This window comes from Micromonospora sp. NPDC007271 (assembly GCF_040634005.1).
Taxonomy (GTDB): Bacteria; Actinomycetota; Actinomycetes; order Mycobacteriales; family Micromonosporaceae; genus Micromonospora.
This window is the reverse complement of the sequence record NZ_JBEYER010000017.1, coordinates 20338-47177: the sequence shown is the minus strand read 5'-3', so window position 1 is coordinate 47177 and position 26840 is coordinate 20338. Positions and strand designations below refer to the sequence as shown.

26 protein-coding genes are annotated in these 26840 nt (G+C 74.2%); 8 read left to right on the top strand and 18 right to left on the bottom strand.

The window, feature by feature from the left end; all coding sequences use genetic code 11:
- Nucleotides 1-138 precede the first annotated feature (138 nt).
- Both sigB and ABZ570_RS08940 read left to right on the top strand, forming a co-directional pair.
- The gene (gene sigB, locus ABZ570_RS08945) at nucleotides 139-1176 is read left to right on the top strand and encodes an RNA polymerase sigma factor SigB (RefSeq protein WP_358059168.1); all 1038 of its coding nucleotides are present in this window, start codon (nucleotides 139-141) and stop codon (nucleotides 1174-1176) included.
- An 84-nt stretch (nucleotides 1177-1260) separates the two neighbouring features.
- Complete coding sequence (locus tag ABZ570_RS08940; RefSeq protein WP_358059165.1) at nucleotides 1261-1668, top strand: VOC family protein; 408 nt, start codon at nucleotides 1261-1263, stop codon at nucleotides 1666-1668.
- 42 nt (nucleotides 1669-1710) lie between these two features.
- On the opposite strand, the gene ABZ570_RS08935 is transcribed toward ABZ570_RS08940, so the two are convergent.
- The 3 genes from ABZ570_RS08935 to ABZ570_RS08925 are packed head-to-tail and all read right to left on the bottom strand — an operon-like array spanning nucleotide 1711 to nucleotide 6379.
- Complete coding sequence (locus tag ABZ570_RS08935; protein ID WP_358059162.1) at nucleotides 1711-4266, bottom strand: GNAT family N-acetyltransferase; 2556 nt, start codon at nucleotides 4264-4266, stop codon at nucleotides 1711-1713.
- Nucleotides 4267-4291: 25 nt separating this feature from the next.
- Entirely contained in the window at nucleotides 4292-5473 is a 1182-nt protein-coding gene (locus ABZ570_RS08930; protein ID WP_358059159.1) for an acetoin utilization protein AcuC, read from the bottom strand.
- A gap of 48 nt (nucleotides 5474-5521) precedes the next feature.
- Nucleotides 5522-6379, bottom strand: a complete 858-nt coding sequence (locus ABZ570_RS08925; protein ID WP_358059156.1) for a sulfurtransferase — start codon at nucleotides 6377-6379, stop codon at nucleotides 5522-5524.
- Nucleotides 6380-6476: 97 nt separating this feature from the next.
- On the opposite strand from ABZ570_RS08925, the gene ABZ570_RS08920 reads away from it, so the two are divergent.
- On the top strand, nucleotides 6477-7163 hold the full coding sequence (locus ABZ570_RS08920; RefSeq protein WP_148795383.1) for a metal-dependent transcriptional regulator: 687 nt from the start codon (nucleotides 6477-6479) through the stop codon (nucleotides 7161-7163).
- A 33-nt stretch (nucleotides 7164-7196) separates the two neighbouring features.
- On the opposite strand, the gene ABZ570_RS08915 is transcribed toward ABZ570_RS08920, so the two are convergent.
- The 6 genes from ABZ570_RS08915 to ABZ570_RS08890 form a co-directional block, all read right to left on the bottom strand.
- Entirely contained in the window at nucleotides 7197-7751 is a 555-nt protein-coding gene (locus ABZ570_RS08915) for a hypothetical protein (RefSeq protein WP_358059152.1), read from the bottom strand.
- Complete coding sequence (locus ABZ570_RS08910; RefSeq protein WP_358059149.1) at nucleotides 7748-7999, bottom strand: DUF5522 domain-containing protein; 252 nt, start codon at nucleotides 7997-7999, stop codon at nucleotides 7748-7750. The genes ABZ570_RS08915 and ABZ570_RS08910 overlap by 4 nt, the downstream gene beginning before the upstream one ends.
- A gap of 107 nt (nucleotides 8000-8106) precedes the next feature.
- A complete protein-coding gene (locus ABZ570_RS08905; RefSeq protein ID WP_358059146.1) occupies nucleotides 8107-9084 on the bottom strand; it encodes an asparaginase domain-containing protein in 978 nt (325 codons plus the stop codon).
- Entirely contained in the window at nucleotides 9081-9737 is a 657-nt protein-coding gene (locus tag ABZ570_RS08900; protein ID WP_358059143.1) for a class I SAM-dependent methyltransferase, read from the bottom strand. The genes ABZ570_RS08905 and ABZ570_RS08900 overlap by 4 nt, the downstream gene beginning before the upstream one ends.
- Before the next feature lie 11 nt (nucleotides 9738-9748).
- Nucleotides 9749-11176: an alpha/beta hydrolase gene (locus ABZ570_RS08895; protein WP_358059140.1), complete on the bottom strand. Its 1428-nt coding sequence runs from the start codon at nucleotides 11174-11176 to the stop codon at nucleotides 9749-9751.
- A gap of 139 nt (nucleotides 11177-11315) precedes the next feature.
- Nucleotides 11316-12044 carry a hypothetical protein gene (locus ABZ570_RS08890; protein ID WP_358059137.1) on the bottom strand — a complete coding sequence of 243 codons (729 nt, stop codon included), beginning with the start codon at nucleotides 12042-12044 and terminating at the stop codon, nucleotides 11316-11318.
- A gap of 257 nt (nucleotides 12045-12301) precedes the next feature.
- Here ABZ570_RS08890 and ABZ570_RS08885 point away from each other — a divergent pair, with 257 nt between their 5' ends.
- The 3 genes from ABZ570_RS08885 to ABZ570_RS08875 all read left to right on the top strand — a co-directional run bounded on the left by ABZ570_RS08885 (nucleotide 12302) and on the right by ABZ570_RS08875 (nucleotide 14811).
- The gene (locus tag ABZ570_RS08885; RefSeq protein ID WP_358059134.1) at nucleotides 12302-12643 is read left to right on the top strand and encodes a YciI family protein; all 342 of its coding nucleotides are present in this window, start codon (nucleotides 12302-12304) and stop codon (nucleotides 12641-12643) included.
- A 65-nt stretch (nucleotides 12644-12708) separates the two neighbouring features.
- Nucleotides 12709-13908, top strand: coding sequence for a DUF6596 domain-containing protein (locus tag ABZ570_RS08880; RefSeq protein ID WP_358059259.1), 1200 nt, complete (start codon nucleotides 12709-12711; stop codon nucleotides 13906-13908).
- Between the two features lie 48 nt (nucleotides 13909-13956).
- Nucleotides 13957-14811, top strand: coding sequence for a DUF427 domain-containing protein (locus ABZ570_RS08875; RefSeq protein ID WP_358059131.1), 855 nt, complete (start codon nucleotides 13957-13959; stop codon nucleotides 14809-14811).
- 49 nt (nucleotides 14812-14860) lie between these two features.
- Here the strand turns inward: ABZ570_RS08875 and ABZ570_RS08870 are convergent, their stop codons facing one another.
- The 7 genes from ABZ570_RS08870 to ABZ570_RS08840 are packed head-to-tail and all read right to left on the bottom strand — an operon-like array spanning nucleotide 14861 to nucleotide 23751.
- A complete protein-coding gene (locus ABZ570_RS08870) occupies nucleotides 14861-15874 on the bottom strand; it encodes a DUF2156 domain-containing protein (protein ID WP_358059128.1) in 1014 nt (337 codons plus the stop codon).
- A 3-nt stretch (nucleotides 15875-15877) separates the two neighbouring features.
- Nucleotides 15878-18631, bottom strand: coding sequence for an FAD-dependent oxidoreductase (locus tag ABZ570_RS08865; RefSeq protein ID WP_358059125.1), 2754 nt, complete (start codon nucleotides 18629-18631; stop codon nucleotides 15878-15880).
- Between the two features lie 6 nt (nucleotides 18632-18637).
- A complete protein-coding gene (locus tag ABZ570_RS08860; RefSeq protein ID WP_358059122.1) occupies nucleotides 18638-19126 on the bottom strand; it encodes a hypothetical protein in 489 nt (162 codons plus the stop codon).
- A 2-nt stretch (nucleotides 19127-19128) separates the two neighbouring features.
- Nucleotides 19129-19659 carry an SRPBCC family protein gene (locus ABZ570_RS08855; RefSeq protein WP_358059119.1) on the bottom strand — a complete coding sequence of 177 codons (531 nt, stop codon included), beginning with the start codon at nucleotides 19657-19659 and terminating at the stop codon, nucleotides 19129-19131.
- A complete protein-coding gene (locus ABZ570_RS08850) occupies nucleotides 19652-20962 on the bottom strand; it encodes an aminotransferase class III-fold pyridoxal phosphate-dependent enzyme (protein ID WP_358059116.1) in 1311 nt (436 codons plus the stop codon). Before ABZ570_RS08850 ends, ABZ570_RS08855 begins: the two co-directional genes overlap by 8 nt.
- A gap of 19 nt (nucleotides 20963-20981) precedes the next feature.
- Complete coding sequence (locus ABZ570_RS08845) at nucleotides 20982-22112, bottom strand: acyl-CoA dehydrogenase family protein (protein ID WP_358059113.1); 1131 nt, start codon at nucleotides 22110-22112, stop codon at nucleotides 20982-20984.
- A 22-nt stretch (nucleotides 22113-22134) separates the two neighbouring features.
- Nucleotides 22135-23751, bottom strand: coding sequence for an aldehyde dehydrogenase (locus ABZ570_RS08840; protein ID WP_358059110.1), 1617 nt, complete (start codon nucleotides 23749-23751; stop codon nucleotides 22135-22137).
- 173 nt (nucleotides 23752-23924) lie between these two features.
- Between ABZ570_RS08840 and ABZ570_RS08835 the strand changes: the two genes are divergently transcribed.
- Nucleotides 23925-24368, top strand: coding sequence for a hypothetical protein (locus ABZ570_RS08835; protein WP_358059107.1), 444 nt, complete (start codon nucleotides 23925-23927; stop codon nucleotides 24366-24368).
- A 57-nt stretch (nucleotides 24369-24425) separates the two neighbouring features.
- Here the strand turns inward: ABZ570_RS08835 and ABZ570_RS08830 are convergent, their stop codons facing one another.
- Nucleotides 24426-25397, bottom strand: a complete 972-nt coding sequence (locus tag ABZ570_RS08830; protein ID WP_358059104.1) for a helix-turn-helix domain-containing protein — start codon at nucleotides 25395-25397, stop codon at nucleotides 24426-24428.
- Nucleotides 25398-25480: 83 nt separating this feature from the next.
- On the opposite strand from ABZ570_RS08830, the gene ABZ570_RS08825 reads away from it, so the two are divergent.
- Nucleotides 25481-25909 (top strand): DUF6010 family protein, encoded by a 429-nt coding sequence (locus ABZ570_RS08825; RefSeq protein WP_358059101.1) that lies wholly within the window; start codon nucleotides 25481-25483, stop codon nucleotides 25907-25909.
- Here the strand turns inward: ABZ570_RS08825 and ABZ570_RS08820 are convergent.
- The gene (locus tag ABZ570_RS08820; protein ID WP_358059098.1) at nucleotides 25893-26828 is read right to left on the bottom strand and encodes a DUF2332 domain-containing protein; all 936 of its coding nucleotides are present in this window, start codon (nucleotides 26826-26828) and stop codon (nucleotides 25893-25895) included. The two genes, ABZ570_RS08825 and ABZ570_RS08820, sit on opposite strands and share 17 nt — an antisense overlap.
- Nucleotides 26829-26840 lie beyond the last annotated feature (12 nt).

Genomic DNA, 26840 nt, shown 5'->3' with positions numbered 1-26840 from the left:
TTCCGCACGGATTCCTGTCGGTTCCCCGATCGCCTCACTCCCGTTTCACGTCCCGACCGCCAAGCTGTTCTCACCGGCACCGCTGCGGCAGCGCACGGCACCGGTACGCGGCACCGAAGGACACGGGGAGAGACTGAGATGGCCCAGCAGATGATCGAGCACCAGACCCGCCCGGCTGCCACCGTCGACGCCGAGCTCGGCACCGCTGTCCCGGTCGACCAGGACGCCACCCTGGCCGACCTGGACGCCACCGACGAGCGCGGCGTCTCCACCGACCTGGTTCGGGCGTACCTGAACGGCATCGGCCGCACCAAGCTGCTCACCGCGGCGCAGGAGGTCGAGCTGAGCAAGCGGATCGAGGCCGGCCTGTTCGCCGAGGAGAAGCTCTCCACCTGCACCCCGGTCTCGGCCGAGCTGCGCGCCGACCTGGAGCTGATCGTGGCCGAGGGCCGCGCCGCCAAGGACCACCTGCTGGAGGCGAACCTGCGGCTGGTGGTGAGCATCGCCAAGCGCTACACCGGTCGCGGCATGGCCTTCCTCGACCTGATCCAGGAGGGCAACCTCGGCCTGATCCGCGCGGTCGAGAAGTTCGACTACACCAAGGGCTACAAGTTCTCCACCTACGCCACCTGGTGGATCCGCCAGGCCATCACCCGCGCCATGGCCGACCAGGCCCGCACCATCCGCATCCCGGTGCACATGGTCGAGCAGGTCAACCGGATGGTCCGGGTCCGCCGGGAGCTGTCCATCGCGCTGGGCCGGGAGCCCACGGTGGCCGAGGTGGCCAAGGCGCTGGAGATCCCCGAGTTCCAGGTCATCGAGCTGATCTCGTACGACCGGGAGCCGGTGAGCCTGGACCAGGCGGTCGGCGACGACGGCGAGAGCGCGCTCGGTGACTTCGTCGCCGCGGTCGACCCGCGGGAGGAGCCGGCCGACGCCGCCGCCAACGGCGAGCTGCGCAACGAGGTACGGATCGTGCTGGCGACCCTCTCCCAGCGGGAGCAGGCGGTGATCCGGCTCCGGTTCGGCCTGGACGACGGCCGGCAGCGCACCCTGGACGAGGTGGGCCGCGAGTTCGGCCTGTCCCGGGAGCGGATCCGGCAGATCGAGAAGGTGACGCTGCTGAAGCTGCGCGCCCCGGAGCGGGCGAACCGGCTGGAGGCGTACGCCTGCTGACCCGGCAGACCTCGACGGGCCCCGGCGGTTTCGCCGGGGCCTGTCGCGCTTGAAGCGGCGGCCGGCGGCGACCACGCTGGGGCGATGAACTGGACCCTGGAAGTGGTGGTGGTGCCGGTCTCCGACGTGGACCGGGCCAAGGAGTTCTACGCCGAGCGGCTCGGCTTCGCCATCGACCACGACACCCGCGTCGGCGACGACGTGCGGATCGTGCAGCTCACCCCGCCCGGCTCGGGCTGCTCCGTCGTGATCGGCCGGGGCGCCGTACCGGACATGCCGCCGGGCTCGCTCAAGGGGCTGCAACTCGTCGTGCCCGACCTGGAGCAGGCCCGTAAGGAACTGGTCGCGCGGGGCGTCGAGGTCAGCGAGATCCAGGTGCTCGGGGCCAACCCCCGACCCGTACCGCACCCGCTGGACAACGTCGGTTTCGTCTTCTTCACCGATCCGGACGGCAACGCCTGGGCCGTCCAGCAGATCTCCAGCCGGGCCTGACGCGTCAAGAGGGGGCCGGAGGCGTCAACAGGAGGCCCTTCCTTACAGCCGGCGGGGGCCGGTGTCGGGGCGGGGTGCCGCGAGCCCGGTGCGGACGGCGGCGTGCAGCACGGAGATGCCGTCCGGGCGGGCCAGCACCGGATTGAGGGTGAGCGAGCGGACCCGGGGCTGTTCGTCGGCGAGCCGCCCGACCCGCAGCAGCAGGTCGACCAGGGCCGCCCGGTCCACCGGCGCGGCACCCCGGTGGCCGTGCAGCAGCAGCGCCGCCCGGGGCTCGTCGACCAGCTCGGCGGCGTCCCGGTCGGTCAGCGGCACCGCCCGCCAGGCCCGGTCGCCGAGCAGCTCGGTCGCCACCCCGCCCAGCCCGAAGCCGACCACCGGTCCGAACGCCGGATCCTCCACCAGCTCCACCACGCACGCCACCCCGGGCGGGACCATCGGCTGGACCAGGACGTCCGCGCCGAAGGCCGGGGCCATCTCGGCGTACGCCCGGCGCAGCGTGGCCGGGTCGGCCAGGTCGAGCCGGACCGCGCCGAGGTCGAGCCGGTGCCGCAGCCCGGGGGCGGCGGCCTTGAGGGCGACCGGCCAGCCGATCCGCTCGGCCGCCGCCACCGCCTCCTCGGCCGAGCGCGCCGGCGCCGACTCCACCAGGTCGATCCCGTACGCCCGCAGCAGCGCCGCCGGGTCCGCGCCGTCGGCCCGCAGCGCGGCCTGCCCGGCCGCCCGGTCCACCCGGCCCAGCTCCGGCAGCACCCCCGGCGGGCGGCGCAGCCAGTCGGCGTACGTGGTGACCCGCGCGAGGGCCCGGACCGACTCCTCGACGCTCGGGTAGGCCGGCACCCCGGCCGGTACCCGGCCGGCGAGGAAGGTCGCCACCACCGGTTTGCCGACGGTCGCCGCGTCGGGCAGGGCGGCGGTGAAGTCGGCCTCCGGGTCGGTGAGCTGGCCGGGCAGCGGCGGCGCGAAGACGGCCACCACGGCGTCGACCCGCTCGTCGGCGGCGGAGGCGGCGAGCGCGGCGGCGTACTCGGCGGCGCCGGCCCGGGGGCCGACGTCGTGCGGGTAGCCGTCGGCGACGGTGAGGCCCTGGGCGGCGCAGGCGGTGGCGGCCAGCCCGGTCAGCGCCGACGAGTTGCCGACGACGGCGACCCGACGGCCGGCCGGCAGCGGCTGGTGGGCCAGGAGCACACCCACGTCGAGCAGTTCGGAGACGGTGTCCACCCGGATCACCCCGGACTGGGCGAAGAGCGCGCTCACCGCGGCGGCGTCCAGCGCCGGCCCGTCGCCGAGGCCGGGCGGGCGGGCCAGCGAGGCGAGCGCGACGATCGGCTTGCTCCGGCCGATCCGCCGGGCCAGCCGGGCGAACTTGCGCGGGTTGCCGAACGTCTCCAGGTAGAGCGTGACCACGTCGGTGCCGGGGTCGTCCTGCCAGTACTGGAGCAGGTCGTTGCCGGAGACGTCGGCCCGGTTGCCGGCGGAGACGAAGGTGGACAGGCCGAGCCCGCGGCGGGACGCCTCGGCGAGCAGGGCCACCCCGAACGCGCCGGACTGGCTGAAGACGCCCACCCGGCCGGGGGCGGGCAGCACCGGGGCGAGGGTGGCGTTGAGGCGTACCGCCGGGTCGGTGTTGGCGACGCCGAGGCAGTTCGGGCCGACCACCCGCATGCCGGCCAGGTGGGCGGCGCGGACCAGGGCGCGCTGCGCCGCCGCCCCCGCCGGGCCGGCCTCGGCGAAGCCGGCCGAGATCACCACGAGCCCGTGCGCGCCCGCCTTCGCGGCGTCGGCGACCACCCCGGTCGCCGCCTCCGGCGCCACCGCCACCACGGCCAGGTCGATGTCGAGCCCGGCGTTGGCCGCCGACGGGTACGCGGGCAGCCCGGCCACGGTCGCCGCGGTCGGGTGCACCGGGACGATCGCGCCGGTGAACCCGCCGTCGCGCAGGTGCCCGAGCAGGGCCGCGCCGACGCCCTGCCCGGTGGCGCTGGCACCGTAGACGGCGATGCCGCGCGGGGCGAGCAGCCGAGCGATCGAGCGGGCCTCGGTGCGGTGCTCCCGGCCGCGCTGCACCGCCAGGGTCGCCTCAGTGGGGGCGATCGGGAAGCTGAGGTGCACCACGCCGTCGGCGTACTGGCGCTGGACCTGGTAGCCGATGTCGGAGAAGACCCGCAGCATCGCCCCGTTGGCCGGGAGCACCTCGGCGACGAAGTGCACGATGCCGAACCGCCGGGCCGCGTCGGCCAGGTGCTCCAGCAGCACCGAGCCGATCCCCCGGCCCTGGTACGCGTCCTCCACCACGAAGGCCACCTCGGCCTCCGGTGCCCCGGGGCCGAGCCGCTCGTACCGGCCGACGGCGACGATCCGCTCGCCGGCCAGCACCACGAACGCCTCCCGGTCCCGGTGGTCGACGTTGACGAACCGCTGCAGGTCCCGCTCCGGGATGCGCGGGTACGGCGAGAAGTAGCGCAGGTAGCGGGTGCGCTCCGAGAAGCGCGAGTGCATCGCCACGATCGCCGGAGCGTCGGCGGGGCGGATCTGTCGCAGCTGGACGGCCGTGCCGTCGCTGAGCAGCACGTCCACCGGTTGCTCGACGGTGGTCACCGGTCAGTCCTCCCCTACCGCCCGGTCAGTCCCGCGGGTCGTGCGGGTCGAGCCCGAGCAGCGGGAAGACGGCCCGGCGGGTGGCCGTGACCGCCCGGCCCACCGGGTCCGGCTCGCCGTTGGGCTGCCACGGCTGGTACGACGGGTCGACGTCGTCGGTCATCCGCAGCGGCACCTCGTGGCCGGGCCGCCGCTCGGCCGCCAGCTCCCGCCAGGCGGACGGGGTGAGCGTCGCCGGGTCGATCGGCTCGCCGGTGGCCACCGCGAGCAGGTGCGTCCAGGCCCGGGGCACCACCTCGACCAGCGCGTACCCGCCGCCGCCGAGGGCCACCCAGCGGCCGTCACAGAGCTCGTCGGCGAGCGCCCGCAGCGCCAGGTAGGTGGCCCGCTGCCCGTCCACGGACAGCTGCAGATCCGCCAGGGGGTCGAGCCGGTGGCCGTCCGCCCCGCACTGGGTGACCAGCAGCTGGGGCCGGAACGCCCGCAGCACCGACGGCACGACGGCGTGGAACGCGCGCTGCCAGCCGGCGTCGCCCACCCCGGGCGGCAGCGGCACGTTGACCGCGCTGCCCTGGGCGCCCGGCCCGCCGGTCTCGTCGGGGAACCCGGTGCCGGGGAAGAGCGCGAGCGGGGTCTCGTGCAGGCTGACCGTCAGCACCCGGGGGTCGTCATAGAAGATCTCCTGCACGCCGTCGCCGTGGTGCACGTCCACGTCCACGTACGCGATCCGCTCCGCGCCGAGGTCGAGCAGGCGGGCGATGGCCACCGCGGGGTCGTTGTAGACGCAGAATCCGGCGGCCCGGGCCGGCATGGCGTGGTGCAGCCCGCCGGCGACGTTGACCGCCCGGCGGGCCTCCCCCCGCCACACCGCCTCGGCGGCGGCCACGCTCGCCCCGGCGACCAGTGCGCTCGACTCGTGCATGCCGTCGAAGACGGGATTGTCCGAGGTGCCCAGCCCGAAGCCGGCGAAGAGCGGGTCGCGGGGGGCGGCCCGCACCGCGTCCAGGTAGCGCGGGTCGTGCACCCGGGTCAGCAACTCGTCGTCGGCCGGCTCCGGCTTGACCAGCCGCACCCCGGGCCGGTCCAGCACGCCGAGCTCGCGGGCGAGCGCCATGGTCAGCTCTACCCGGACCGGGTCGAGCGGATGGTCGCCCATGTCGTAGGCGAGCAGGGCCTCGTCCCACACCACCACCGTGTCGTCGGCCATGGGGCAATGGTCCCATGCGCGCCGGGTCGCGCTCATGGCACGCGCTGCTCAGTGACCGGGTGTGCCACCGGTGGCCACCGGACGGTCCGGGTCGGCCACCCAGTTGCTCCACGAGCCGACGTACAGGGCGGCGTCCGGCCGGCCGGCGAGGTGCAGCGCCAGCACCGCCTGCGCGGCGGTCACCCCGGAGCCGCAGTACGCCCCGACCGGCGCGTCCTCGGTGACCCCGGCGGCGGCGAACCGCTGGCGCAGCGCCTCGGCGGCCGGGAAGCGGCCCTCGGTGACGTACTCCGGGGCGGGCAGGTTGACCGCGCCGGGCACGTGCCCGGCGACCGGGTCGATCGGCTCGGTCTCGCCCCGGTAGCGGGGGGCGGCCCGCACGTCCAGCAGCACCCCGGTGTCCGCGGCGGCCAGCCGGGCCGCCTCCCTGGCGTCGAGCACGGGCAGCGCCCCCGGCGCCACGGTGACGTCGCCCGGGGCCGGCGTGGGTGCCTCGGTGGAGACGGGCAGCCCGGCGGCGGCCCAGGCGGGGAAGCCCCCGTGCAGCACCCGCACCGCCCGGTGGCCCGCCCAGCGCAGCGTCCACCAGGCCCGGGCGGCGGACATGCCGTCGCCGCCGTCGTACACGACGACCGGGTGACCGGCGCGGACGCCGGCGGCCCGCAGCGCGGCCTGGAGCGCGGCGGGGTCGGGCAGGGGGTGCCGGCCGGCCGCGCCCGGCCGGCCGCACAGCTCGGTGTCCAGGTCGATGAAGACGGCGCCCGGCAGGTGGCCGGCGGCGTAGTCGTCCCGGCCGGGCGGCCCGACGAGCCGCCACCGGACGTCGAGCAGGGTGGGCGGGTCGGCGCGGTCGAGCTCGGCGGCGAGCCGGTCGGGCTCGATCAGCAGGTCATCGGTTCCGGACATGCGGTCCAGTCAACACCATCCGGGCAGCGACGCCGCGATTCGCCCGGGGCCTGGTGTCGGGGGCCCGGGGTAGCATCGACCACCGGGAGGCCGTGACGTGAAGCATGACCTGGTCGATACGACCGAGATGTACCTGCGCACCATCCTCGAGCTCGAGGAGGAGGGGGTGCCGCCGCTGCGCGCCCGGATCGCGGAGCGGTTGAAGCAGAGCGGTCCCACCGTCAGCCAGACCGTCGCCCGGATGGAGCGGGACGGCCTGCTCACCGTCGAGGGCGACCGGCACCTGTCGCTCACCCCGCTGGGCCGCGGCACCGCGGTTTCGGTCATGCGCAAGCACCGGCTGGCCGAACTGCTGCTGGTGAACGTGATCGGGATGCCCTACGAGGAGGCCCACGACGAGGCCTGCCGGTGGGAGCACGTGATGAGCGACGCGGTGGAGAAGCGGGTCTACGACCTGCTCAACCGCCCCACCCGCTCGCCGTACGGCAACCCGATCCCGGGCTTGGAGGAGCTGGGCGAGCCCGGCGAGCCGGAGACCGAGTCCGCGGAGACCGAGCGCAACCTCGCCTTCCCCGGCCTCGCCGGCCCGGTGGTGGTGCGGCGGATCTGCGAGAGCGTGCAGACCGACGCGGACGTGCTCCGGCAACTGCACGCGGCGGGCGTCGACCCGGGCGCCACGGTGACCGTGGCGCAGGAACGTGACGGCGTCTCGATCGACCGCTCCGGCGACCGGGTGCGGCTGCCCCGCGAGGTGGCCTCCCGGGTGTTCGTCGCGGCCCGCTGACCGGCCGGTCCGGGCCCACCGCCGGCCTGCCGGTCAGAGCTGGCGGGTGTCCACCGCCTTGGCCAGGTTGACCAGCTTGCCGGCCATCTTCTCGGCCTCGGCCGGGTCCGTCCCCGCCGGGCAGGTCCAGCGCAGAATGGCCAGCCGTCCCTCGGTGGCGAGCCAACCCACCTCGGCCCCCGGGCCGGCCTTGCCGGTCTTCGGCAGCTTCTGGCGGTAGGCGACCTTCCCGAGCTTGCTGATCTTCGTGGCGCCCCTGGGCAGCACGTCCTCGGTGAAGCCCGACGTGTCGATGGACGTCTCGGTGACGATGAGGGTCAGCTCCGGCAGGAGGGCGGCCTCGGCGCGGAGCACACAGGTGTGGGTGTCCCCCCGATCCACGGCGGCGGCCACGTCGAAGTGCGCCCCGGTGTGCTTCGCGATCACCCCGAAGTCGAGCAGCCGACACGCGCCGCCCGAGGACGCCGCCGCTGCTGCCACCGGCGGCGGCGCCGCGGGCGGCAGCGCCACCGGGGTGACCTCCGCGGCGCAGCCGGCGGTCAGCAGTACGGCCGAAGCGGCGAGCCAGATCCGGGCCTGCACACTCATCCCTCCAGTTCGGTCACGTATGGACAGTGCCGGCAGCCTCGCCCGCAGCAGGTCCCCCGGCGGGCCAGGAACCCGGCGGTGAGCACGAAGAGCCCGGTCTCCGGGTCGAGGTAGCCGGCCTCTCCGGCGGCCAGCGCCGCCGCGTGGGCGGCCAGGATCCGCTCCCGGTCGGGGTGGTCTGGCGACAGCCGGGCCGGGTGCGGCTCGGTCAGCGGCCGGTCCGCCAGGGGTCGTCGCTCTCCGGTCACCGGGCGAGTGTACGGAGGCCGGCACGGCTGCCGACCGGGGCCGGGCTGGCGGGACGCGGCCCTGCCGCACGCTGTCGAGCTGATGTCGCAGACGACTCAGCGTCGGGTCACCCGTGTCGCTGGAACGCGGCGTGGACCTCGGCGCGGTCGGCGCCGCCGGCCAGCAGGAGCCGGAGCAGCACCTTCGCCTTGTACGGGTCGACCAGCCCCCCGCAGACCAGCCCACGCCGGAGCAGGTCGGTCTCCGAGCCGACCGCCCCGTACGTGTGGCGCAGCACCGACCCGGCCCCGGTACGCGAGGCGAGCACCACCGGCATCCGTTCCGCCAGCGCGCCGAGCGCCGGGGCGAAGGCCGGCGGCACGTGCCCCACCCCGAAGCCGGCCACCACCAGCCCGTCGACGTCGCGGGCGAGCGCGTCGAGCAGCGCCACGTCGTCGTCGAGGGTGATGGTGTGCAGCGCCACCCGGGTGGCGGCGAGCCGGTCCGCGTCCACCGGCGGCAGCGGGGCGCGCCGGGGCGGCCGGGTGAGCAGGCGTACCTCTGCCTCGATGACGTGACCGAGCGGGCCGGCGTCGGGCGAGGCGAAGGTGGCCGTACTGGTGCTGTGGGTCTTGCGGACGAAGCGGGCGGCGTGGATCTCGTCGTTGAACGCGACCAGCACGCCGAGGTCACGTGCGGCCGGCGCGGCGGCGACCCGGGCGGCGGCGAGCAGGTTCGCCGGGCCGTCCGGTCCGGCGAGGGTGGGGTTGCGCATCGCGCCGGTGATCACCAGCGGGGCCGGGTGCGGCCAGACCAGGTCGGCCAGGAAGGCGGTCTCCTCCAGGCTGTCCGTGCCCTGGGTGATCACCGCACCGGTCGCCCCGGCGGCCACCGCCGCCCCGGCCGCGTCGACCAGGTCCAGAACCTGCCGGTACGTGAGGGCGGCGCTCGGCACCGCCTGCACGTCGTGGACGTCGAGGGGGAGGTCGGCGAGCCCCGGTACGGCGGCGGTGAGCTGGGCCCCGGTGAGCCGGTTGACCACGCCCTGACCGCTGGTCCCGGCCATGGCGATCGTGCCACCGAGGGTGAACAGCGCGACGGTCACCGGTCCGCCCCGCCGTCGGGCCGGGTGGCCAGCAGGAACGCCTGCGGTCCCCGCTCGAAGCTGGCCTCCGCCTCGCGGACCAGCGTGGCCCGCACGACCAGGCCAGCCGCGGCGAGTTGGTCGGCGAGCCGGTCCGGCGGCAGCCAGTGCACGTCGTACGAGACGAGGTGGCCGTACGCCTGCTCGAGGCGGATCCGCTGGTCGCCGGCCTTGACCGCGAGCAGCAGGTGCCCGCCCGGCGCGAGCACCCGGTGGAACTCGGCGAACACGACGGGCAGCAGCTCCGGCGGCAGGTGGATGATCGAGTACCAGGCGACGAGCCCGGCCAGCCCGGCGTCCGGCATCGCCAGGTCGGTCATCGAGCCGATGTCGAAGCGCAGCTCCGGGTACGTCCGGCGGGCCACCTCGACCATGCCCGACGAGAGGTCGACGCCGGCTACGTCCAGCCCGAGGTCGCGCAGGTGGGCGGTGACCCGGCCGGTGCCGCAGCCTACCTCCAGCACCGGTCGGCCGGGCCCGACCTGCTCGGCGAACGCGGCCAGCATGCCCCGGTCGAGCGGGCCCTCCACCACGTCGGGGAGCAGCCGGGCGTAGTCCACCGCGACCGTGTCGTACGCGGCGCGGGTCTCGGTCAGCCAGGTCGGTTCGATCACGACCGGAAACCCTAGTCGCCGGTCGGATCCGCCCCCGCCCCTAGCCCAGTCAGGTACGCGACGAACGGTTCCGGCCGCTCGAACAGCGACCGGTGCCCGGCGCCCGGGATGACCAGGTGGTCCTTGCGCGGGGCCTGGAGCTGCGCGTACCACTCGTCGAACAGGCGCAGCCGGCCCGGCACCTCGTGCGCACCGTCCACGAAGTACGCCGGCACCTGGAGCTGCCGCACGTCGCGGCGGAAATCCAGCTCCTGCAACCGGGGATAGAGCACGTCCCAGCCGTCGAGGAAACCGAAGACGTGGGCGGTCTCCAGGGGGCTCTGCTCCGGCACCCCGAGGTTGCCGACCATGCCGGTCTCGCCCTCGGCAGCGCCCGTGCGGTCGAACGCGAAGGCGCCGGCCTCGTTGGTCAGCAGCGGCTCGTACGCCCAGATGTCCGGGTACGGCGGTGGGCCCTGAGCGGCCATCCGATCGGCGAGCTCGGTCCGCCCGGTACGGCGGGCCCAGGCCAGGGTGTCGGCGTACTGGCTACGGTCGGCCTCGCGCAGGCTCACCACCTGCCCGACCCCCACGTACGCGGCGAACAGCTCGGGGTGGCGCTGCGCGGCGAGCAGGCCGGGGATGGTGCCGCCGGAGTGCGCGAGCAGGTGGATCCGGTCCCGGCCGAACCGCTCGCGCAGGTGCCGGGTCACCGCGAGCAGGTCGGTCACCTCGTCCTCCAGCGTCCACGCGGCCGGGGACCGGAACGCCGACCAGGACCGGGGGCCGGCGGCCCGGTCCCAGGTGACCACCACGAAGCGCTGTTCCAGGGCGGCCATGTGCCGACGTACCGGGGCGATCTCCGAACCGCCGGGCGGGCCGGGCACCACCAGCAGCACCGGAGCGGACGGGTCCGTACCCCGGATCAGCAGCCCGAGGCGGCGGCCGGCGGAGGTGACCGAGTCGAACGCGGCGATCCCGCCCGGGATCGGCGCGGTCCGGGCCGGCACCGCCGCACCGGCGGTGACCAGGGCGAGGACGGCGGCGAGCAGGCCGACGGCGCCCCGCCCGAGCCACCGCAGGACCGGCCCGCGCGGCGCGCCGCTGCCGGCCCGGCGGGCGATCCCGGCCCCGTACGCCGCGCCGACCAGCAGCGGCAGCAGCGTGAGCAGCCCGTGCACCCCGCGCCCGGCCACCAGGGCCACCACGCCGAAGCCGCTCAGATGTGGCCGGTCGACGGCCGGCCCACGCAGGCCGATCCGGGCCAGCTCCACGGCGACCGCGAAGAGGACGGGCGCGGCGAGCATCGCCCACCGGGACCGGCTCAGCCAGCCGGCCGCCAGCCCGACGGCGAGGCTGATCCCGATCGAGGCGAGCGCGGTGCCGACCGTGCCCGGGCCGCGTGGGGTCCACCAGCCGGCGGACAGTCCCCAGGCCGCCGGGAGCAGGAGCGGGAGCACCGTGCGAACCCTCTGGCGGAGCAGCATTCGATCTCCCATCGTCACCGGACCGTCCACACTAGTCAGCCTTGGTGCTCCGCGTGGCCCCGCGATCACGAGCGGTGCCTGTCCGCCGGTGACCCGACGCCATCCCGCCGCACTAGCGCCAGCTCAGTCCCGCGAGCTCCTGCTTGAACTGCGTCAGCGTGAACCTGCCGCCCTCGGGGGGCGTCACTCGCAGCGAGTAGGTCACCGCACCGACCTTCCACCAGACCGTCCAAGACCTCCCTGCGTCACCGGTGACCGTGCCTCGGCGCGAGCCGATCGGGACGGTCGTGACCGGGTCGGGGAGGCTCACGTCAGCAGTGGGTTGCGCGCTCAACAACAACATCGACCCGTGGGGTCCGTTGTAGCCCTGGTGCCAGCTCGGGTCCGTCGACATCCAGTGCGAGGGATGCCGGCTCCACCGCTTGTCCGACGACAGGTCCGGCAGGTCACGCTCGAAGTAGGTCGGCGGCGCCTGCGTGGTGGCGGCGTCGCGGAGCACCCGATCACCCAGCGGCTTCCGCAGCGAGGCGACGAGGGGAAGGGCGAAACCGGTGGCGCCGCAGTCGGTGGCGTCCACGATGCGGGCCTTGACCGTGACGACCACCTGAGTCTCGTCCTGCGCGGTGACCGTCGCCTGCGGTTGCCGGAGTTCCTTGCACGGGGTGTCGCCCGAGCCGCCGTACACGGTGATGTGGGTGCCGTCGCGGGCGACCATCGCCGATGCCCAGGGCAGCTCGACAGCCTCGTCCGGCAGTGACGTGACAGCCGGAGGTTGGGGCAGCGGGCGCTCGGTGGTCCGTTCGCTGCGCGAGCATCCGCCGGTCAGCGCGAGGGCAGCCATGGCCGTCAGAGCGACGACGACGGTCGGCCGCCGTGGCGTTACGGTGGAGGTCCTGCGCTCGCGGCGCCCTTCGTTGGTCGTCATAGCCGCCTTCACCCGGTCGTCGGACGCGCACCGGATCGTACGTGATCATCAACCGTCGCCGCGGCCCTCGCTGGACGGCCCTCGGGGCAGAAAATTTCCCCGGACCGTTGTCGAATCGAGCGGGACCTGCCCGTCGATGAGACAAGAGGAAACGACAATCTGAGGAGCTTCCGATGGCCCAGTACGCAGTCCTGATCTACTCGCCCGCGCCGGCCGACCCGATGGAGATCACGCCCGACTACCTGGCGCTGCTGGACCGGTACCCGGCCCAGGTCGAGGAGCTGGGCGGCAAGATCGTCACGGGCTTCGCGCTGCAGCCGAGCACCACGGCGACGGCGGTCCGCGGCGACCTGGTCACCGACGGCCCGTTCATCGAGGCCAAGGAGGTCGTCGCCGGGTTCTTCATCCTGGAGGCGCCCGACCTGGACGTCGCCCTGAAGATCGCCAAGCTGAACCCGGCCACCATCGACGGCGGCGTCGAGGTCCGGCCGCTGTTCGTGCCGCCGGCGGAGTGAGCGACGCCGGCACGGCCGCGGCCGAACGCGCTGTGGCGGACGCGCACCGCCGCGAGTGGGCCTTCGTGCTCGCCGCGACGGCGCGCGTCGCCGGTGACCTGGACGTCGCCGAGGAGTGCGTGCAGGACGCGTACGTCGCCGCGCTGGCCGCCTGGGCGCGGGACGGCGTACCCGAAAAGCCGGGCGCCTGGCTGACCGCCACCGCGAAGCGCAAGGCCATCGACGTGCTGCGGCGGGAGAAGGTGTTCCGGTCCAAGATGCCGCTGCTGGTGGAGCCGGCGGAGGCCGAGTTCCCGGAGGAGTCCGGCGTGGACGTGGTGCCCGACGACCGGTTGCGGCTGGTCTTCACCTGTTGCCACCCGGCGCTGGCCCGGGAGGCCCAGGTGGCGCTGACCCTGCGCCTGGTGTGCGGGGTGAGCACCGGAGACATCGCCCGGGCGTTCCTGGTCTCCGAGCCGACCATGGCCGCCCGGGTCACCCGGGCCAAGAAGAAGATCGCCGCCGCCCGGATCCCGTACCGGGTGCCGGAGGCCGCCGAGCTGCCCGAGCGGCTGGACGCCGTGCTGACCGTCGTCCACCTGCTCTTCACCACCGGGCACACCGCGCCGACCGGCGGCGACCTGATCCGCGCCGATCTGGTCGACCGGGCGGTGCACCTGACCCGCATGCTGCTGGCGCTGATGCCCGACGAGCCGGAGGTACGCGGGCTGCTCGCGCTGCTGCTGCTCACCGACGCCCGTCGGGCCACCCGCACCGACGCCGCGGGCCGGTTGCTCACGCTGGAGCAGCAGGACCGATCGGCCTGGGACCGGACGGCCATCGCCGAGGGCAACGCGCTGGTGCTGGGCGCGTTCCGCACCGGCCGGGTCGGCCGGTACGCCCTCCAGGCCGCCATCGCCTCGCTGCACGCCGTCGCGCCCAGCTACGCCGCGACCGACTGGCCGCAGCTCATCCGCCTCTACGACGAACTGCTCAACCGCTGGCCGTCCCCGGTGGTCGGGCTGAATCGGGCCGTGGCGGTGTCGATGGTGGACGGCCCGGCCGCCGCCCTCGCCGAGGTCGACGCGCTGGCGGCGGATCCCCGCCTGGCCGGCTACCACTACCTCCCGGCGATCCGCGCCGACCTGCTCCGCCGCCTCGACCGCCCCGAGGAGGCCGCGGACGCGTACCGGATCGCCCTGGCCCTCGTCGCCAACGACGCCGAACGGGCCTTCCTCACCGCCCGCCTCGCGGAGACCACCCGGCCAGCCCGGTCAGAACATTGAACGGATCCGATGATTGACACGCCTCCCGCTGCTTGGAATGGTCGCCATATGGCCTTGCGTCTACGGGACCTGCTGGTCGGCAGCTTTGCCGAGCTACGGGTGGAACCAACCGCCAGGCGGGTCCGGGCGACGCTGGACGGCGAGATCGTCGTGGAGTCACAGCGGGCGATGCTCGTCTGGGAGTCGCGGCACGTCGTTCCCTACTACGCCGTGCCGGCGGAGGACGTGCGCGCGGAGCTGCGGCCCGTACCCGTGCCCGCGGACGCCGACTCGCAGCTCGTGACGCTGGCGCCGGAAGGGCTGGCGGCCGGCGCGGTGTCCATCGTCCGTCCGGGCTCGTTCACCCGGCACACCGTCGGCGGCGAGGAGCTGTCCATCCGGTTCGCGGGCGGGGACCGGCACCGGGCGGCGTTCCGGTTCACAGACCCCGACCTGTCCGGCTACATCGGCCTGGACTTCGGGGCGTTCGACGCGTGGTTCGAGGAGGACACCCAGATCGTGGCCCATCCGCGTGACCCGTTCCACCGGGTCGACGTCCTGCGTAGCTCGCGGCGGGTGCGCGTCGAGTCCGGCGGCCGGGTCCTCGCGGAGAGCACCCGGCCGCGGCTGCTGTTCGAGACCCACCTGCCGGTCCGGTTCTACCTGCCGCCCGAGGACGTCACCGAGGGCCTGCTACGACCGAGCGCGACGCGAACCACCTGCGCGTACAAGGGCGAGGCGACGTACTGGTCCCTGGCCGTCGAGGGCGGCACAGCGGACGTGGCGTGGAGCTACCCGCGGCCGCTCGCCGAGGCGGCGGACATCGCCGGCATGATCGCCTTCTTCGACGAGCACGTCGACGTGGTGCTGGACGGGCAACGCCGCGAGCGGCCGCGCACACCCTGGTCCGCGTCGGGCTCGTAGCGGACCCTTCGCACCATGTTCGGGCGGTCCGAGCGGGAGGCTCGGCGTGTCACAGCGCGCGGGTCAACCGCAGCAGCCGCCACACCGTACCCATGGAGACCGCGGGGTAGAACCCGACGTACTCCGGCTCGACCCGGCTGGGCTGCCATTTGCGCTTGTACTCCGACTGGCTGCGCGCGGGATAGATCCAGTCGCCGTGTTCTGCGACGTATCGCACGAGCCGCTCCGCACCGGGATGCGAGCCGGCCGGCGGGCGGTGGCCGGCCGACAGCTCGCAGAACGGCGTCAGCCCCATGTGCAACCACACCGCCCCCTCCTGCTGGAAGCGCTGGAGCGCCTCGACGAAGATCAGGTCGACCGCGCCCGGCGGCGCGGTCGGCTCGCGGCGGGTGATGTCGTACAACCAGCCCGCTTCCCGCCCGAACGCCGGCGAGTACGACACGTACGCCACGGGCTCCCCTTCGGACAGCGCGACGAAGAGCCGGCGCGGCCCGCCGCCGGGAAGGTCCCGCTCGCCGACCATGAACTCGATCTTCTTGACGTGCCGTCCCTTGCCGGCCAGCCACCGGGCGTCGAGCGCGTCCAGGCGGGCGGCGAGCCGCTCGTCGTACGGCACGTCAGCGCCGGCCTCCACGACCGATATCCCCGCCCGCCGGGACCGGGCGAGCTTGTTGCGGACCTTCTCGAACTTCCGGCCGGAGAGCCGGAAGGCGTCCAGTGCGATGGAGAACGAGGCGCCCAGCTGGCTCAGCCGGTAGCCGAACGCCCCGTACAGCTCGAGATCGGCCCGGGTGAGCTGAACGGCGCACAGGCGCCGGCCCTCCTTCCCGGCCCAGGTGTGGAACGCGTCGAGCAGCCGCTTCTGATCGTCCGGGCTGGCGTAGACGCTGCCCAGCTGGACCGCGTGCCGGCGACCGGCGGTGCGGTACACGATGAGCCCGTCGATGCCCGGAACCGAGAAGTGCCGGTTGTCCCGGTTGAGCGCCAGCGCGGCGCTGGAATGGTGGGCGTGTCGACGAAGGATGTCCAGAACGGCCGCTGGCTCCACGAGGTCCCTCCGCATCGGTCAGAGCTGAACGGGCGGCGGGGCGCTGGCGTCGCGCCGGACTGCCGCCCGGTGCCGCCGCCACGCCTGCCCGACGAGCTGGAACGCCTCACCGGCGACGACGCGCGGTGCCGCGCCGGCCCGTACCCGCCGGGCGGACGCCGCCAGCAGCCGGCCGAGGGTGAGCAGCCGGTCGGCCGACAGTCGGTCGCCCATCACGTCGTCCAGCCGGCGCACCGCCCGGGGACTGCGCTGCAGGCCGGCGAGGATGGCCCGCTCCATGGCGGTGATCCGCGCTGCCCGGCCGAGGTCCTGGGCGTACCAGTAGTTCGCCAGCTCGGTCCGGTCCCGGTGCCGGGCCCAGCGGCGCATGCCGCGCTCCAGGGCGGACGGATCCGACCAGTGCGCCGCCAGCACGGCGGCCAGGGCCCGCGTGTTGCGCAGCGCGTCGTTGATGCCGTGGCCCAGCGTGGCGTCCTTACCGTGCCCGGCGTCCCCGACGAGCGCCCAGCCCGGCCCGTACGGGTGCCGGAAATAGCACGGGTAGCGGACCATCCGGTGCACCGGGCCGACCGGTTCGGCGTCGCGGGCCAGCTCGGCCACCGCCGGGCTCACCGCCTCCACGTGGCGCAGGAACGACTCCACGTCGGCGTTGGCGAGCCCGGCCTGCACCCGATCGGGCGGCTGGGCGATCAGCACGAACTCGTCGGGGCCGGTGGGCAGCACGGAGACGATGTGCTCGCCGACCCGGTGCCAGTGCAGGGCCGGGGACAGGTGCTTGCCCCGGAAGTAGCGCCACAACAGGGCGCGTTCGCTGCGCGTGGTCAGGTACTGCTGGGCGCCGACCCAGCGGGCGACCGACGAGTTGCGGCCGTCGGCGCCGACCACCAGTCGGGCGGACACCTCGCTCACCGACCCGTCCGGGTTCTGCGCCCGAACGCCGCACACCGTGCCGTCGTCGGCGCGCCGGAGCCCGACCACCGGCGTACCGGTGAACGCCTTCGCCCCGGCAGCCACGGCCCGGTCCAGCAGGACCCGGTCGAGGAGGTCCCGCCGCGCGCACATGCCCGGGTTCTCCGGGTGGTGCAGCCGCAGTTCGATGTCGTCCAGTCGGACCCACACGTCGGTCAGTGGGGGTACGCCGAGCGCCACCAGGTCGTCGTACACGCCTTCGATGCGCAGGTCCTCGGTGTCGTGCAGGATGTGCGTCGAGAGGGTCGGAGCCGGCAGGGACTCCCGGTCGAACACGGCCACGGAGAGGCCGGCCGCGGCGAGCCGGGCGGCGAGCGCCGATCCGGCCACCCGGGCGCCGACGATGGCGACGTCGACGCGGTGGTGCGGACCCGACGGGCTGACCGGCGCCGAACCCGCCCGCGCGGTGACCGCCCCGCCGGCCGCGCCCGTGGAACGGCCCCCCGCCGAAGCCGGGCGGGCCGCGACCGGCGGGCGGGCGGCGGCGAGCCGGTCGGCTGTGTCCAGCCCGCGCAGGTAGCCGGCGAGCAGCAGGCTGCCGACCCGACCGGAGGGCATGGGCGCCGCATCGTGCCGCAGCCACGGCAGGATCCGGGCCGGCTCCGGCCAGTCGGCGGCTCCGGCCAGCCGCGGCGCCAGCAGCTCGGCCGTGAGCGCGGACAGTGCCAGACCGTGACCGCACCAGGCTCCCGCGAACCACACGCCGGGCTCGCCCGGGACCGGACCGACGATGGGCAGCCGGTCGAAGGTGGAGGCGGTGACGCCCGACCAGAAGTCGGTCACCGGGACGGTGGCCAGGGCAGGGAAGACGCCGGCGAGCTCGCGGCCGAGCCGGGACCGGACCCCGGCGACGCCCCGCTCGCCGGCCCGGGCCTCGAGCATCGCCGGTCCGCCGCCGAAGAGAAGGTGGCCCTGGGCGGTGAGGCGGAAGTAGTTGAAGAACGATCGGCTGTCGATGACCGCGCCGGCCCCGTCCCAACCGGTCCGCGCCAGCAGCTCCGGCGGCAGCGGGTCGGTACGGAGGACGTGCGTGCGGACCACCGCGACGCTGCGCCGGAAGAGCCCGAGCGCCGGCGTGAAGCCATCCGTGGCCAGTACGGCGTGGCGGGCCCGGACCCGGCGGCCGCCGGCGGTGAGGGTCACCGGGTCCCCGCCGGCCAGGCTGGTGACGGCCGTGTGCTCGGCGACCCGGACGCCGGCGGCGACCAGCACCGCCCGCAGCGCCTGGCACAGCAACCACGGGTTGACCAGCGCGACGTCCGGATAGCACAGCGCGCCGTGGTACCGGTCGGTGCCCAGCCGCGCCGCGGTTTGCGCCCGGTCCAGGTAGCCCACGTCGAAGCCGAGGCCGCACAGGATCTCGGCCTGCCGGCGCAGCCGGGCCGCGTGCGCCGGCGCGGCGGCGGTGACCAGCTGGTACCCGTCGGTCAGCTCACACCCGCCGGGCAGGGCGCCGGCCAGCCGGCGCAGCGCCCCGATCCCGTCCAGCGAGGCCCCGAACATCCGGCCGGCCACCTCCGGCCCGAATCTACGGACCAGCCCGGTGATCGGGCCGCCGACTCCCGGGCCGGCGATGCCGGTGCTGCGCCCGCTCGCGCCAGCGCCGGCGTGGCTGGCTTCCAGGACCAGCAGCTCGTCCGCCGGCATCATCCGGGACAGCTGGTACGCGGTGGCGAGCCCGGCCAGTCCCGCGCCGACCACCACGACGCTCGTCTCGACGTCACGGCCGAGCGGGGGTGCCACGGCGGCCGGAGGGCGGTCGCGTTGCCACCCGCTCACGGCGTACCCGGGAGCATCGCTCATCGGGCCTCACCCCACCTTCGCCGGTTGCCGACCGGAGTCCGGCGACGCCGGACGGCCCGCCCGCACCTCGCTCAGCAACCGGTCGAAGCCGGGTAGGCGCTTGGGCTCGAAGGGGACCCCGAACGGCTTGAGCTGGTTGCCGAAGATCGCCCGGTCGCCGAACAGGTGGATCGGCACGGCGAGCAGCGCCCACTCCGGCCCGAGCAGCCAGGCCCACAGCGCGACCACGAGCCCGGCGCTCAGCAGACTGTGGGTCGAGTTGTACAGCACGTAGTACACGCGGGAGATCCGGCCGTCGCGGCTGCGGTGGTACGCGATCGCCCCCGGGAGGTACCCGATCAGGTCGATGTACGCGAACAGGGCGATCGCCGGCAGCCAGCGGATCTCGGACCAGTGGGCGACGAACAGGCCGCTGGCGATCAGGAGCGCCGCCGCGCACTCGGCCCGGTGCAGGGCCGCCGTGGCGGGGGTGTCGAAGGTGTTCTTCTGGTCCACGATCAGCTCCGTCCGGCAATCGTGCCGGCGGCGGCCGTCGCGGCCGAGTCGCCCTCGCGGACCGCCGAGGCGCCCGGGAGCACCGAGCCGCCCGGGAACTCCACCGGCCCGAAGAGCCCGCGCAGCACCAGCTGGATGGTTTCGGCGAGAACCCGCTCCGCGACCGGGTCGATGATGCTGGCCAGGGTCGGTACGCCGAAGTCGAAGGCGGCGGCGAAGGTGAGCGCGACGCCGCCGTCGCGCGGCTCCAACACCCAGGACCCGGAGAACTCGTCGAAGTCGCCGTCGGTCTGTTCGAACTCGATCGTGAGGTCGTCGCGGCGGAGCCGGTCGGCCTCGGTCCAGGCGAGGATGCCGTTGCGGAAGTACACCTCCCAGCAGCTGACCATCGGCTGGGCGCCCGGCGGCGAGAGGATCACGACCGACCGGACGACGTCGACCAGTTCGGGGTACCGCTCGAACTCGATGAGCCGGTCGAACACCGTCCCGGCGTCCGCGGCCGGGAGGAACGCCCGGATCTCGACGTCACGCATGGCCGCTCACCTCCGCCTGCCGGCCGGCCGGGTACCGGCGGTCGAGCGCCCGTAGCGCCGCGTCGACCGCGGACACCAGGTGATCGACCTCGTCGGGTGTGATCACGGCTGGTGGCGTGAGCCGCAGCACGGTGTCGGCGTTCAACGAGTGGTTGACGATCACGCGTTGGTTGACCAGTTCGATGATCATCTCACCGACGAGGCCCGGGCCGGTGAACTCCATCCCGAGCAGCAGCCCGAGCCCGCGCACCTCGCGAACCAGGTGCGGGTACGGCGCCACCACCGCGCGCAGCCGATCGAGCAGGTCCGCACCGATGGTGGCGGCCCTGGCCACGAGCCCCTCGTCGATCACCGCGGCGATCGCCGCCCGGGTGGCCGCCATCGCGATCGGCGCGCCGGAGAACGTCGACGTGTGCAGGAACGGGTCCTTGTCGAAGGCCTGGAACGCCGCGGCGGTGGCCACGGCGGCGGAGACCGGCACGATGCCGCCGGAGAGGCCCTTGCCGACGAGCATGACGTCCGGCGTGACGCCCTCGCGGTCGGCGCCCCACCACTGCCCGAGCCGGCCGACGCCGGTGAGGACCTCGTCGAGGACGAGGAACGCGCCGTGCTCCCGGCACAGCTGGGCGACGTCGGAGAGGTACCCGACCGGTGGGATGACCACCCCGGCCTCGCCCTGCACCGGCTCGACGACGACGCAGGCCTCCGGTCCGCCCGCCAGCGTCGCCGCCAGGGCCTCGGCGTCGCCGTACGGCACCTGCACGACGTCGGGCAACAGCGGACGGAACGGGCGCTGATAGAGGTCGCGGGCGGTGATGGACAGGGCGCCCATCGTCTTGCCGTGATATCCGCCGATCATGGAGACGAGCCGGGTCTTGCCGCAGGTGCGCGCCATCTTGATCGCGGCCTCGGTCGCCTCGGCCCCGGATCCGGCGAAGTGGACCCGCTCCAGTCCGGGCGGCGCGACCGCGAGCAGCGCCTCGGCGGCGTACGCCACCTCGGGCTCCAGCAGCAGCCGGGTCGCGACCGGGTGGGTGCGCACCTGCCGGACCACCGCCGACACGACGGCCGGATGCCGGGCGCCGTGAATGAAGACGCCGTAGCCGCCGGCGTTCAGGAATCGCCCGCCGTCCTCGGTGGACACCCAGGCGCCCTGCGAGGCGACCTCGACGTGGCCGCCGAACAGGTCACCCAGCTTGGCCCGTCCGCGCGACAGGTGCCGGCGGTAGCGGTCGCGGACGGTGCCGCCCGTGGTCGGGGCGGGCAGCACGCCGGGAGGCGTTTCCTCGCTGGTGGTGGTCACGGGCATGGTTCCTCCGGTCTCAACTGAGGACGAGCGGCCGGCCGCCGAACCAGTCGGCCATTTCGGCGGCCACGCTGGCGCGCGACGGCGGGTGGAAGGCGATGGCGTGCGAGGCGGCGGCGAGGTAGGCCACCTCGGGCGAGGTGACGAAGGCCATGCCGCCGAGCAGCTCGACCGCGCCGCGTACCGCGCCGGCGATGGCGTCGGCGGCCGCGAACCGCACCACCAGCGCCCGGCCCAGGGCGTCGTTGCCGCCGTCCCCGTCATCGAGGTTGCGGGCGGTGCCGTCGAGCATCAGCGCGGCGCCCTCGATCGCGGTCGCGAGCGCCGCGCGCTCCGTCGCGGGGCCGCGCCCGCTCTTGAGGACCCGCTCCACGAGGGCGGCGGCCACCCCGAGATAGCAGGCCGTGACGAGCAGCTCGAACCAGATGAACCCGATCGTCTGCAGGTCGTCGAGCTGACCGTCGAGCCCGATCTCCGGGTAGACGAGCAGGTCCGGATGGACCTCGACGTCGTCGAGGATCACCGCGTCGGACTCGGCGCCGGCCAGGACCCACGAGGACCAGAACGGCTCGACCCGGATCCCGGGGGACTCCGCGGGGATGAGCGCCACGCCCAGCCGGGTGGAACCGTCGTCCGTCGGCACGGCGACGCTCGCCGTGAGCAGGTCCATCGAGCGGGACAGGCTGCACGGTCGCTTCGCCCCGCTGACCCGCCAGCTCTCGCCGTCCCGGCGCGCCGTCATCGTGGGGGTGAGGATGCCGCGACCGGGGCTGCCTTCGGCGAAGCCCGACGCGACCAGCCGGCCGTCGACGGCGGCCGCCTCCAGCAGCATCCACTCGAACCCGGTGCTGGACCGGGCCAGTGCGACGAGGCTCGCCACGGAAAACTGGTGCATGGTGGTGCCCACGGCCACCGATGGCGAACAGGCGGCCAGCGCCCGGGTGATCCGGACGGCTTGTACGGCGGTCGCGCCGAGCCCCTGGTGCGACTTCGGCACCAGCAGTCCGGCGCCGCCCGCCCCGCGGAACAGCCCGATCCCGGGGCCGCCGGACCGTTCCAGCTCCATCAGCGGGACCTCACCGAGTCGTTTGAGCAGGCCCGGAAGAAGGGCTTCGCAGGTTTCCCGCTCCAGGTCGAGGAAGCTCATGCGGGCAACTCCGTTCGCGTACTCATGCCGGTGTCTCGCTCCGCCCGGTGCGCAGGGCCGACGCGAACGCCGCCTGCCGGGGCTGGATGTTCCGGCCGATGCTGATGCCCTGCAGGTGCGACGTGCGCAACATGGGGTAGTTGCTCTCGCCGAACGGGCCACCGGTCAGCCCGTCGCCACCATGGGTGGACAGGTACGGCACGAAGCCGATGTGCGAATCGTTGATCTTCAGTAGCCCGCCGTTGTGCACCCGGGCGACGAACTGCGCGATCGTGTCCTCGCCCGCGGCCCAGACCGAGTTGCGCAGGCTGTAGTCGTTGTCGTTGACGAACGTGATCACGTCGTCGAGCAGGCGGTCCTCGCGGTCCGGCGCGGCGACCACCACTGGCAGCAGCGGGAAGAACGTCTCCCGGGCCACCGCCCACACCTCCCGCGCGCCGGCGAGCCCGTCCACCCGCAGCACCGTCGGCTCGAGGAACAGGCCGGTCTCCGAGACGCGGCCATCGATCTCCATCCGGTGGCCACCGGTCAGCACCTGGGCACCGGCCTGCCTCGCCTGGGCGAGATACTGGAAGAACAGGTCGGTCTTCAGGACCGGGGACAGGACGACGTCGGGGTCCTCGGGGTATCCGGGCCGGATCTTGCCGACCAGGCTGATCAGCCGGTCCAGCAACCGGTCGGCGATGTCCGGATGAGCCACCACGTAGTTGGGGACCATGCAGATCTGACCCGAGCCGAAAAAGCTCTCGGTGAGCGCCTCGGCGGCGCGATCGAGGTCGGCGTCACGCCACACCACGCAGCCGTCGTTGCCGGCCAGTTCGAGGACGGGCTTCTTGCCGCGCCGGACCGCCTCCTCGCCGAGTGGAATGCCGAGCTCACTGCTGCCGAAGTAGAAGATGTCGTCAACCAGCGGGCTGTCCAGCCACTCGGCCAGGATCCTCTTCGGCGGCCCGCAGACGACGTTGAGGGTGCCGGGCGGCGCGCCCAGTTCGTCGAGGATCGGCGCCACGATCTCCCGGAGGACGAACATGACACCGTACGGAGTGCTGCGCGGGGCCTTGACCACCAGGGCGTTCCCGGCCGCGATGGCCGGGGCACCGAGCAGCGAGTTGACCGCCGCCGCGTTCTGCGGTGGGCTCAGCGCCACCACCCCGTCCGGCTTGCGCACCACGAGCAGTCGCCGGTTCTCGTCGTGGTACTCGCGGTGCATCTGCTCCAGGCACAGATTGACCGTCTCCGGGCTGGTGCCCTGCAGGCAGCCGGCGAGTTCCCACTCGGCGAGCGAGCGGGGATGCCCTTCGTCGACGAGGACGGAGACGACCTCGTCGTGGCGCCGCTTCAGCTCCTCGTGCAGCCGGTGGACGACCTGGATCCGGACGTCGAGGGGGAAGGCTCCCCACACCGGGGCCGCCTTCGCCGCCGCCGCCAGCGCGCGCCGGGCGACCTGCTCGTCGGCGAGCGCGCAGCGGGCGACGACGGTCGGGTGGTCCGCGCCGTCGTCGCGCCGGCCCCGCTCCAGGTCCCGCTTGAGGGTGAGCTGGGGCAGGACGTCGTCCAACAACGCGGACGCCCGTAGGCAGTAGATCCACTTCTCTGCCGGTACGTCGTCACCGGCGATGTAAGAGCCATACGAACGCAAGCGTCAGCCCTCCTTGACAGGCTGAGCCCCCCGTGGGCTAATTCAGCAAGTGAGGAATGGACGGACCATAGACCGGCGGCGAGAGACGTGTCAATGAATGCGGCCCGCAGGGGCAACATCCCGACAGGAACCGGCCCGGCTCCGGGTGCTGCCGTGCCGGGGGAACGACGAACATGAGCACGGGTGCGGAGTCCGCGGGCCGGGTCCGCCGGTGGCTGCGCCTCGGGCTGGCGTCCCTCGCCGCCGAGATGCTCCTGCTCGGCCTGCCCGCCTCGGCGGCGTCGGCGTGGTTCTTCGACTGGTTCCCGTTCGGCCGCGGATGGATCGCGGCCACCGGCCCGTATCACGAGCACGTCATCGCGGACCTCGGGTACGCGTACGTCGGCCTCGGCGCCGTGCTCGTCTGGGCGGCCGTACGTCCCGGCCGCGAGCTGGGTCGGGCGGCCGCCGCCGGCGCGGCCGTCGCCAACGTCCCCCACCTGATCTTCCACCTGCGCCACGCGGGCGACCTGCCCACCGGCGAGGCAGCAGCCGAGAACGCCCTGTTGGCGCTGGCGGTCGTTGTCAGCGTGGGAGTCCTGCTGTCCGCCGGAAAGCTCTCACCAACCGGGGAATAGCATCGCGCCGCCGCACCGTACCTCCGGTCCGGATGCCCACGGGTCCATGCGCCGACTTCATGATCGATGAGGCCGGGGCGAGGCGAGGCCGGCGCGAGGCGCGGGCGGGAAGGCGGCGCGGTAGGCGCGGGGCGGGACGCCGACGAGCTGGCGGAAGGACTCGCGGAAGGCCGTCGGGGAGGTGAAGCCGACGAGCGAGCCGACCCGTTCCACCGGCTCGTCGGTGCGTTCCAGCAGCTGCTGGGCGCGACGGATCCGCTGCCGGTTGAGCCACTGCACCGGCGTGCTGCCGGTCTGTTCCCGGAAGTGCCGGCTGAGCGAGCGGGTACTCATCGCGGCCTGCCCGGCGATGTCGGCCAGGGTGAGCGGGCGGTGCAGGTTGTCGGCCAGCCACCCCAGCAGCGGTTGCAGGCTGTGCCCGCCCGGCACGGGCGGCTCGTACGCGATGAACTGCGCCTGACCACCGGCGCGCTCCAGCGGCATGACGCAGCTCCGCGCGGTGTCCGCGGCGACCGCGGCCCCGTGGTCGCCGCGCACCACGTGCAGGCACAGATCGAGTCCGGCTGCCGCGCCGGCCGAGGTGAGCACCGGTCCGTCCGCGACGAACAGCACGTCGGGGTCGACGGTGACAGCGGGATGCCGGCGGGCCAGTTCCGCCGCGGCGGCCCAGTGGGTGGTGGCCCGCCGGCCGTCGAGCCGCCCCGCGGCGGCCAACACGAAGGCGCCCGTGCAGATCGACAGGAGCCGGGCCGAGGTGGCGGCGAGCGCGTCAAGGACCGCCGCGGGCAGCGCCACGTCGAGGTCGGCCACCCCCGGCACGACGACCGTGTCGGCCCCGGCCAGCGCGGACAGGTCGTACGGCGCCCTGATGTCGACCGCGCCGGCCCGCACCTCCTCCGTGTCGGCGCAGACGCGCACCCCGTAGGCCGGGCTGCCGTCCGCCCGGTGCGCCCGGCCGAACACCTCGACCGGCACGGACAGGTCGAACGGGACGACCCCGTCGTAGGCGAGGACCACCACCTGATGCATGCGTCCATCCTGGCGGGAATCCGTCGGTGGTTGGCAAGCCGGCCCCTGCCCGGCGCCCCGGCCGAGCCCCAGAATCGGGCACCATGACGATCCTCGCGCCAGTGCTCATCGGCTTTCTGTACGTGTGCCTCAACGCGTTCATCCGCGAACCGCACCGCCGCACCGTCAACGCGATCATGGTGGGCGGGGCCGGGGCGGCGTACCTCAGCGGCGGCGGTCTCGGGGCCTGGGAGTTCCCCTTCGTCGCGCTGATGACGTACGTGGCCTGGCGGGGCCTGACGTCGTGGACGTGGATCGGCATCGGCTGGCTGCTGCACACCGCCTGGGACGTCGTGCACCACCTGAAGGGGGCTCCGATCATCCCGTTCGTGCCCGGCTCCTCGCACGGCTGCGCCATCTGCGACCCGGTCATCGCCCTCTGGGCGTTCACCGGCGGCTGGTCGGTGGCGGATCAGGTGCGACGGTTGCTTCCGTCGGGGCCGCGCGTCCGGGGCGCTACCCGAACCAGGTGATGGCCTGGCCGTGTCCGCGGGTCCAGGCGAGTGGCGCACCGTCCAGCGCGAGCACGTTGTGCAGCGCCCCGTCCGGCTGCTGCGGCAGTGCGGCGTGCGGCAGCACGTCCGGGTCCTCGTTCGCGACCCAGTGCCCGGGCATCGTGCGGACCAGGTCGACGAACGCGTCCCGTCGGGGTGCGGGGACCTGGTACAGCACGGACGTGTGGAACACCACCAGGGTCGCGCCGGGCGGTGCCAGCGCGGCCAGCGCCGGCAGGTCGTCCACCAGATCGCCCCGGACGAGCAGCGGAGGATCGGCGGCGGCGACGCTCGCCGCCGCTCGCAGCCGTTCGCGGCGGTGCGTGTGCTCCGGCCAGATGAGAGCGTCCAGCCACGCGACGTCGGCCGGGTCGGTCACGTCGAGCGGGTTCAGGTCCAGCCCGGCCCGCCACACCACCTCCGGCCGGCGATCCGGGGGTGCGGTGCCGACGACCGTGCAGTCGAGGGCCGGCTCGCCCGCACCGAGCAGGTGGTCGCCGTAGCGGTACGCGTACCGGTCGGGATAGAGGCAGAGACCGGCGGACGCGCCGACCTCCAGCAGCGCGAGCGGCTGCGGCAACGCGGCGAGCACCGGCAGCAGTACGGCACACCGGCCCGGCTCGTTCGTCTGCGTCGCCCGGGTACGCAGCTCCGCCGCGATCGCCAGCCAGTTCGCCAGGGCGTAGGCGTGGAAAGCCGCGGGATCCTCGACCGGGCCACCGAGGAGGCGGACCACCGCGAACAGCAGGTTCGGCTGCCGCTTGGCGGGTGGAAGCTCGTCCAGCAGGGCGAGCAGTTCGTCGTCGCGGGACACCGCCAGGGCCAGCCGCTCGTACGCCGGTGACACACCGTGCGCTTCCCGGTCGGCGAACCTCACATAGCTCGCCGCGGTCGTCATGGCTCAAGCATC

Coding starts and splice junctions, on each gene's coding strand:
- ABZ570_RS08925 (WP_358059156.1), bottom strand. CDS start 6,379: ATGTCCGGAACCGATGACCTGCTGATCGAGCCCGACCGGCTCGCCGCC.
- ABZ570_RS08870 (WP_358059128.1), bottom strand. CDS start 15,874: ATGCGGAGGGACCTCGTGGAGCCAGCGGCCGTTCTGGACATCCTTCGT.
- ABZ570_RS08890 (WP_358059137.1), bottom strand. CDS start 12,044: ATGGCTGCCCTCGCGCTGACCGGCGGATGCTCGCGCAGCGAACGGACC.
- ABZ570_RS08865 (WP_358059125.1), bottom strand. CDS start 18,631: ATGAGCGATGCTCCCGGGTACGCCGTGAGCGGGTGGCAACGCGACCGC.
- ABZ570_RS08835 (WP_358059107.1), top strand. CDS start 23,925: ATGAGCACGGGTGCGGAGTCCGCGGGCCGGGTCCGCCGGTGGCTGCGC.
- ABZ570_RS08885 (WP_358059134.1), top strand. CDS start 12,302: ATGGCCCAGTACGCAGTCCTGATCTACTCGCCCGCGCCGGCCGACCCG.
- ABZ570_RS08930 (WP_358059159.1), bottom strand. CDS start 5,473: ATGGCCGACGACACGGTGGTGGTGTGGGACGAGGCCCTGCTCGCCTAC.
- ABZ570_RS08820 (WP_358059098.1), bottom strand. CDS start 26,828: ATGACGACCGCGGCGAGCTATGTGAGGTTCGCCGACCGGGAAGCGCAC.
- sigB (WP_358059168.1), top strand. CDS start 139: ATGGCCCAGCAGATGATCGAGCACCAGACCCGCCCGGCTGCCACCGTC.
- ABZ570_RS08940 (WP_358059165.1), top strand. CDS start 1,261: ATGAACTGGACCCTGGAAGTGGTGGTGGTGCCGGTCTCCGACGTGGAC.
- ABZ570_RS08830 (WP_358059104.1), bottom strand. CDS start 25,397: ATGCATCAGGTGGTGGTCCTCGCCTACGACGGGGTCGTCCCGTTCGAC.
- ABZ570_RS08845 (WP_358059113.1), bottom strand. CDS start 22,112: ATGAGCTTCCTCGACCTGGAGCGGGAAACCTGCGAAGCCCTTCTTCCG.
- ABZ570_RS08855 (WP_358059119.1), bottom strand. CDS start 19,659: ATGCGTGACGTCGAGATCCGGGCGTTCCTCCCGGCCGCGGACGCCGGG.
- ABZ570_RS08825 (WP_358059101.1), top strand. CDS start 25,481: ATGACGATCCTCGCGCCAGTGCTCATCGGCTTTCTGTACGTGTGCCTC.
- ABZ570_RS08875 (WP_358059131.1), top strand. CDS start 13,957: ATGGCCTTGCGTCTACGGGACCTGCTGGTCGGCAGCTTTGCCGAGCTA.
- ABZ570_RS08915 (WP_358059152.1), bottom strand. CDS start 7,751: ATGAGTGTGCAGGCCCGGATCTGGCTCGCCGCTTCGGCCGTACTGCTG.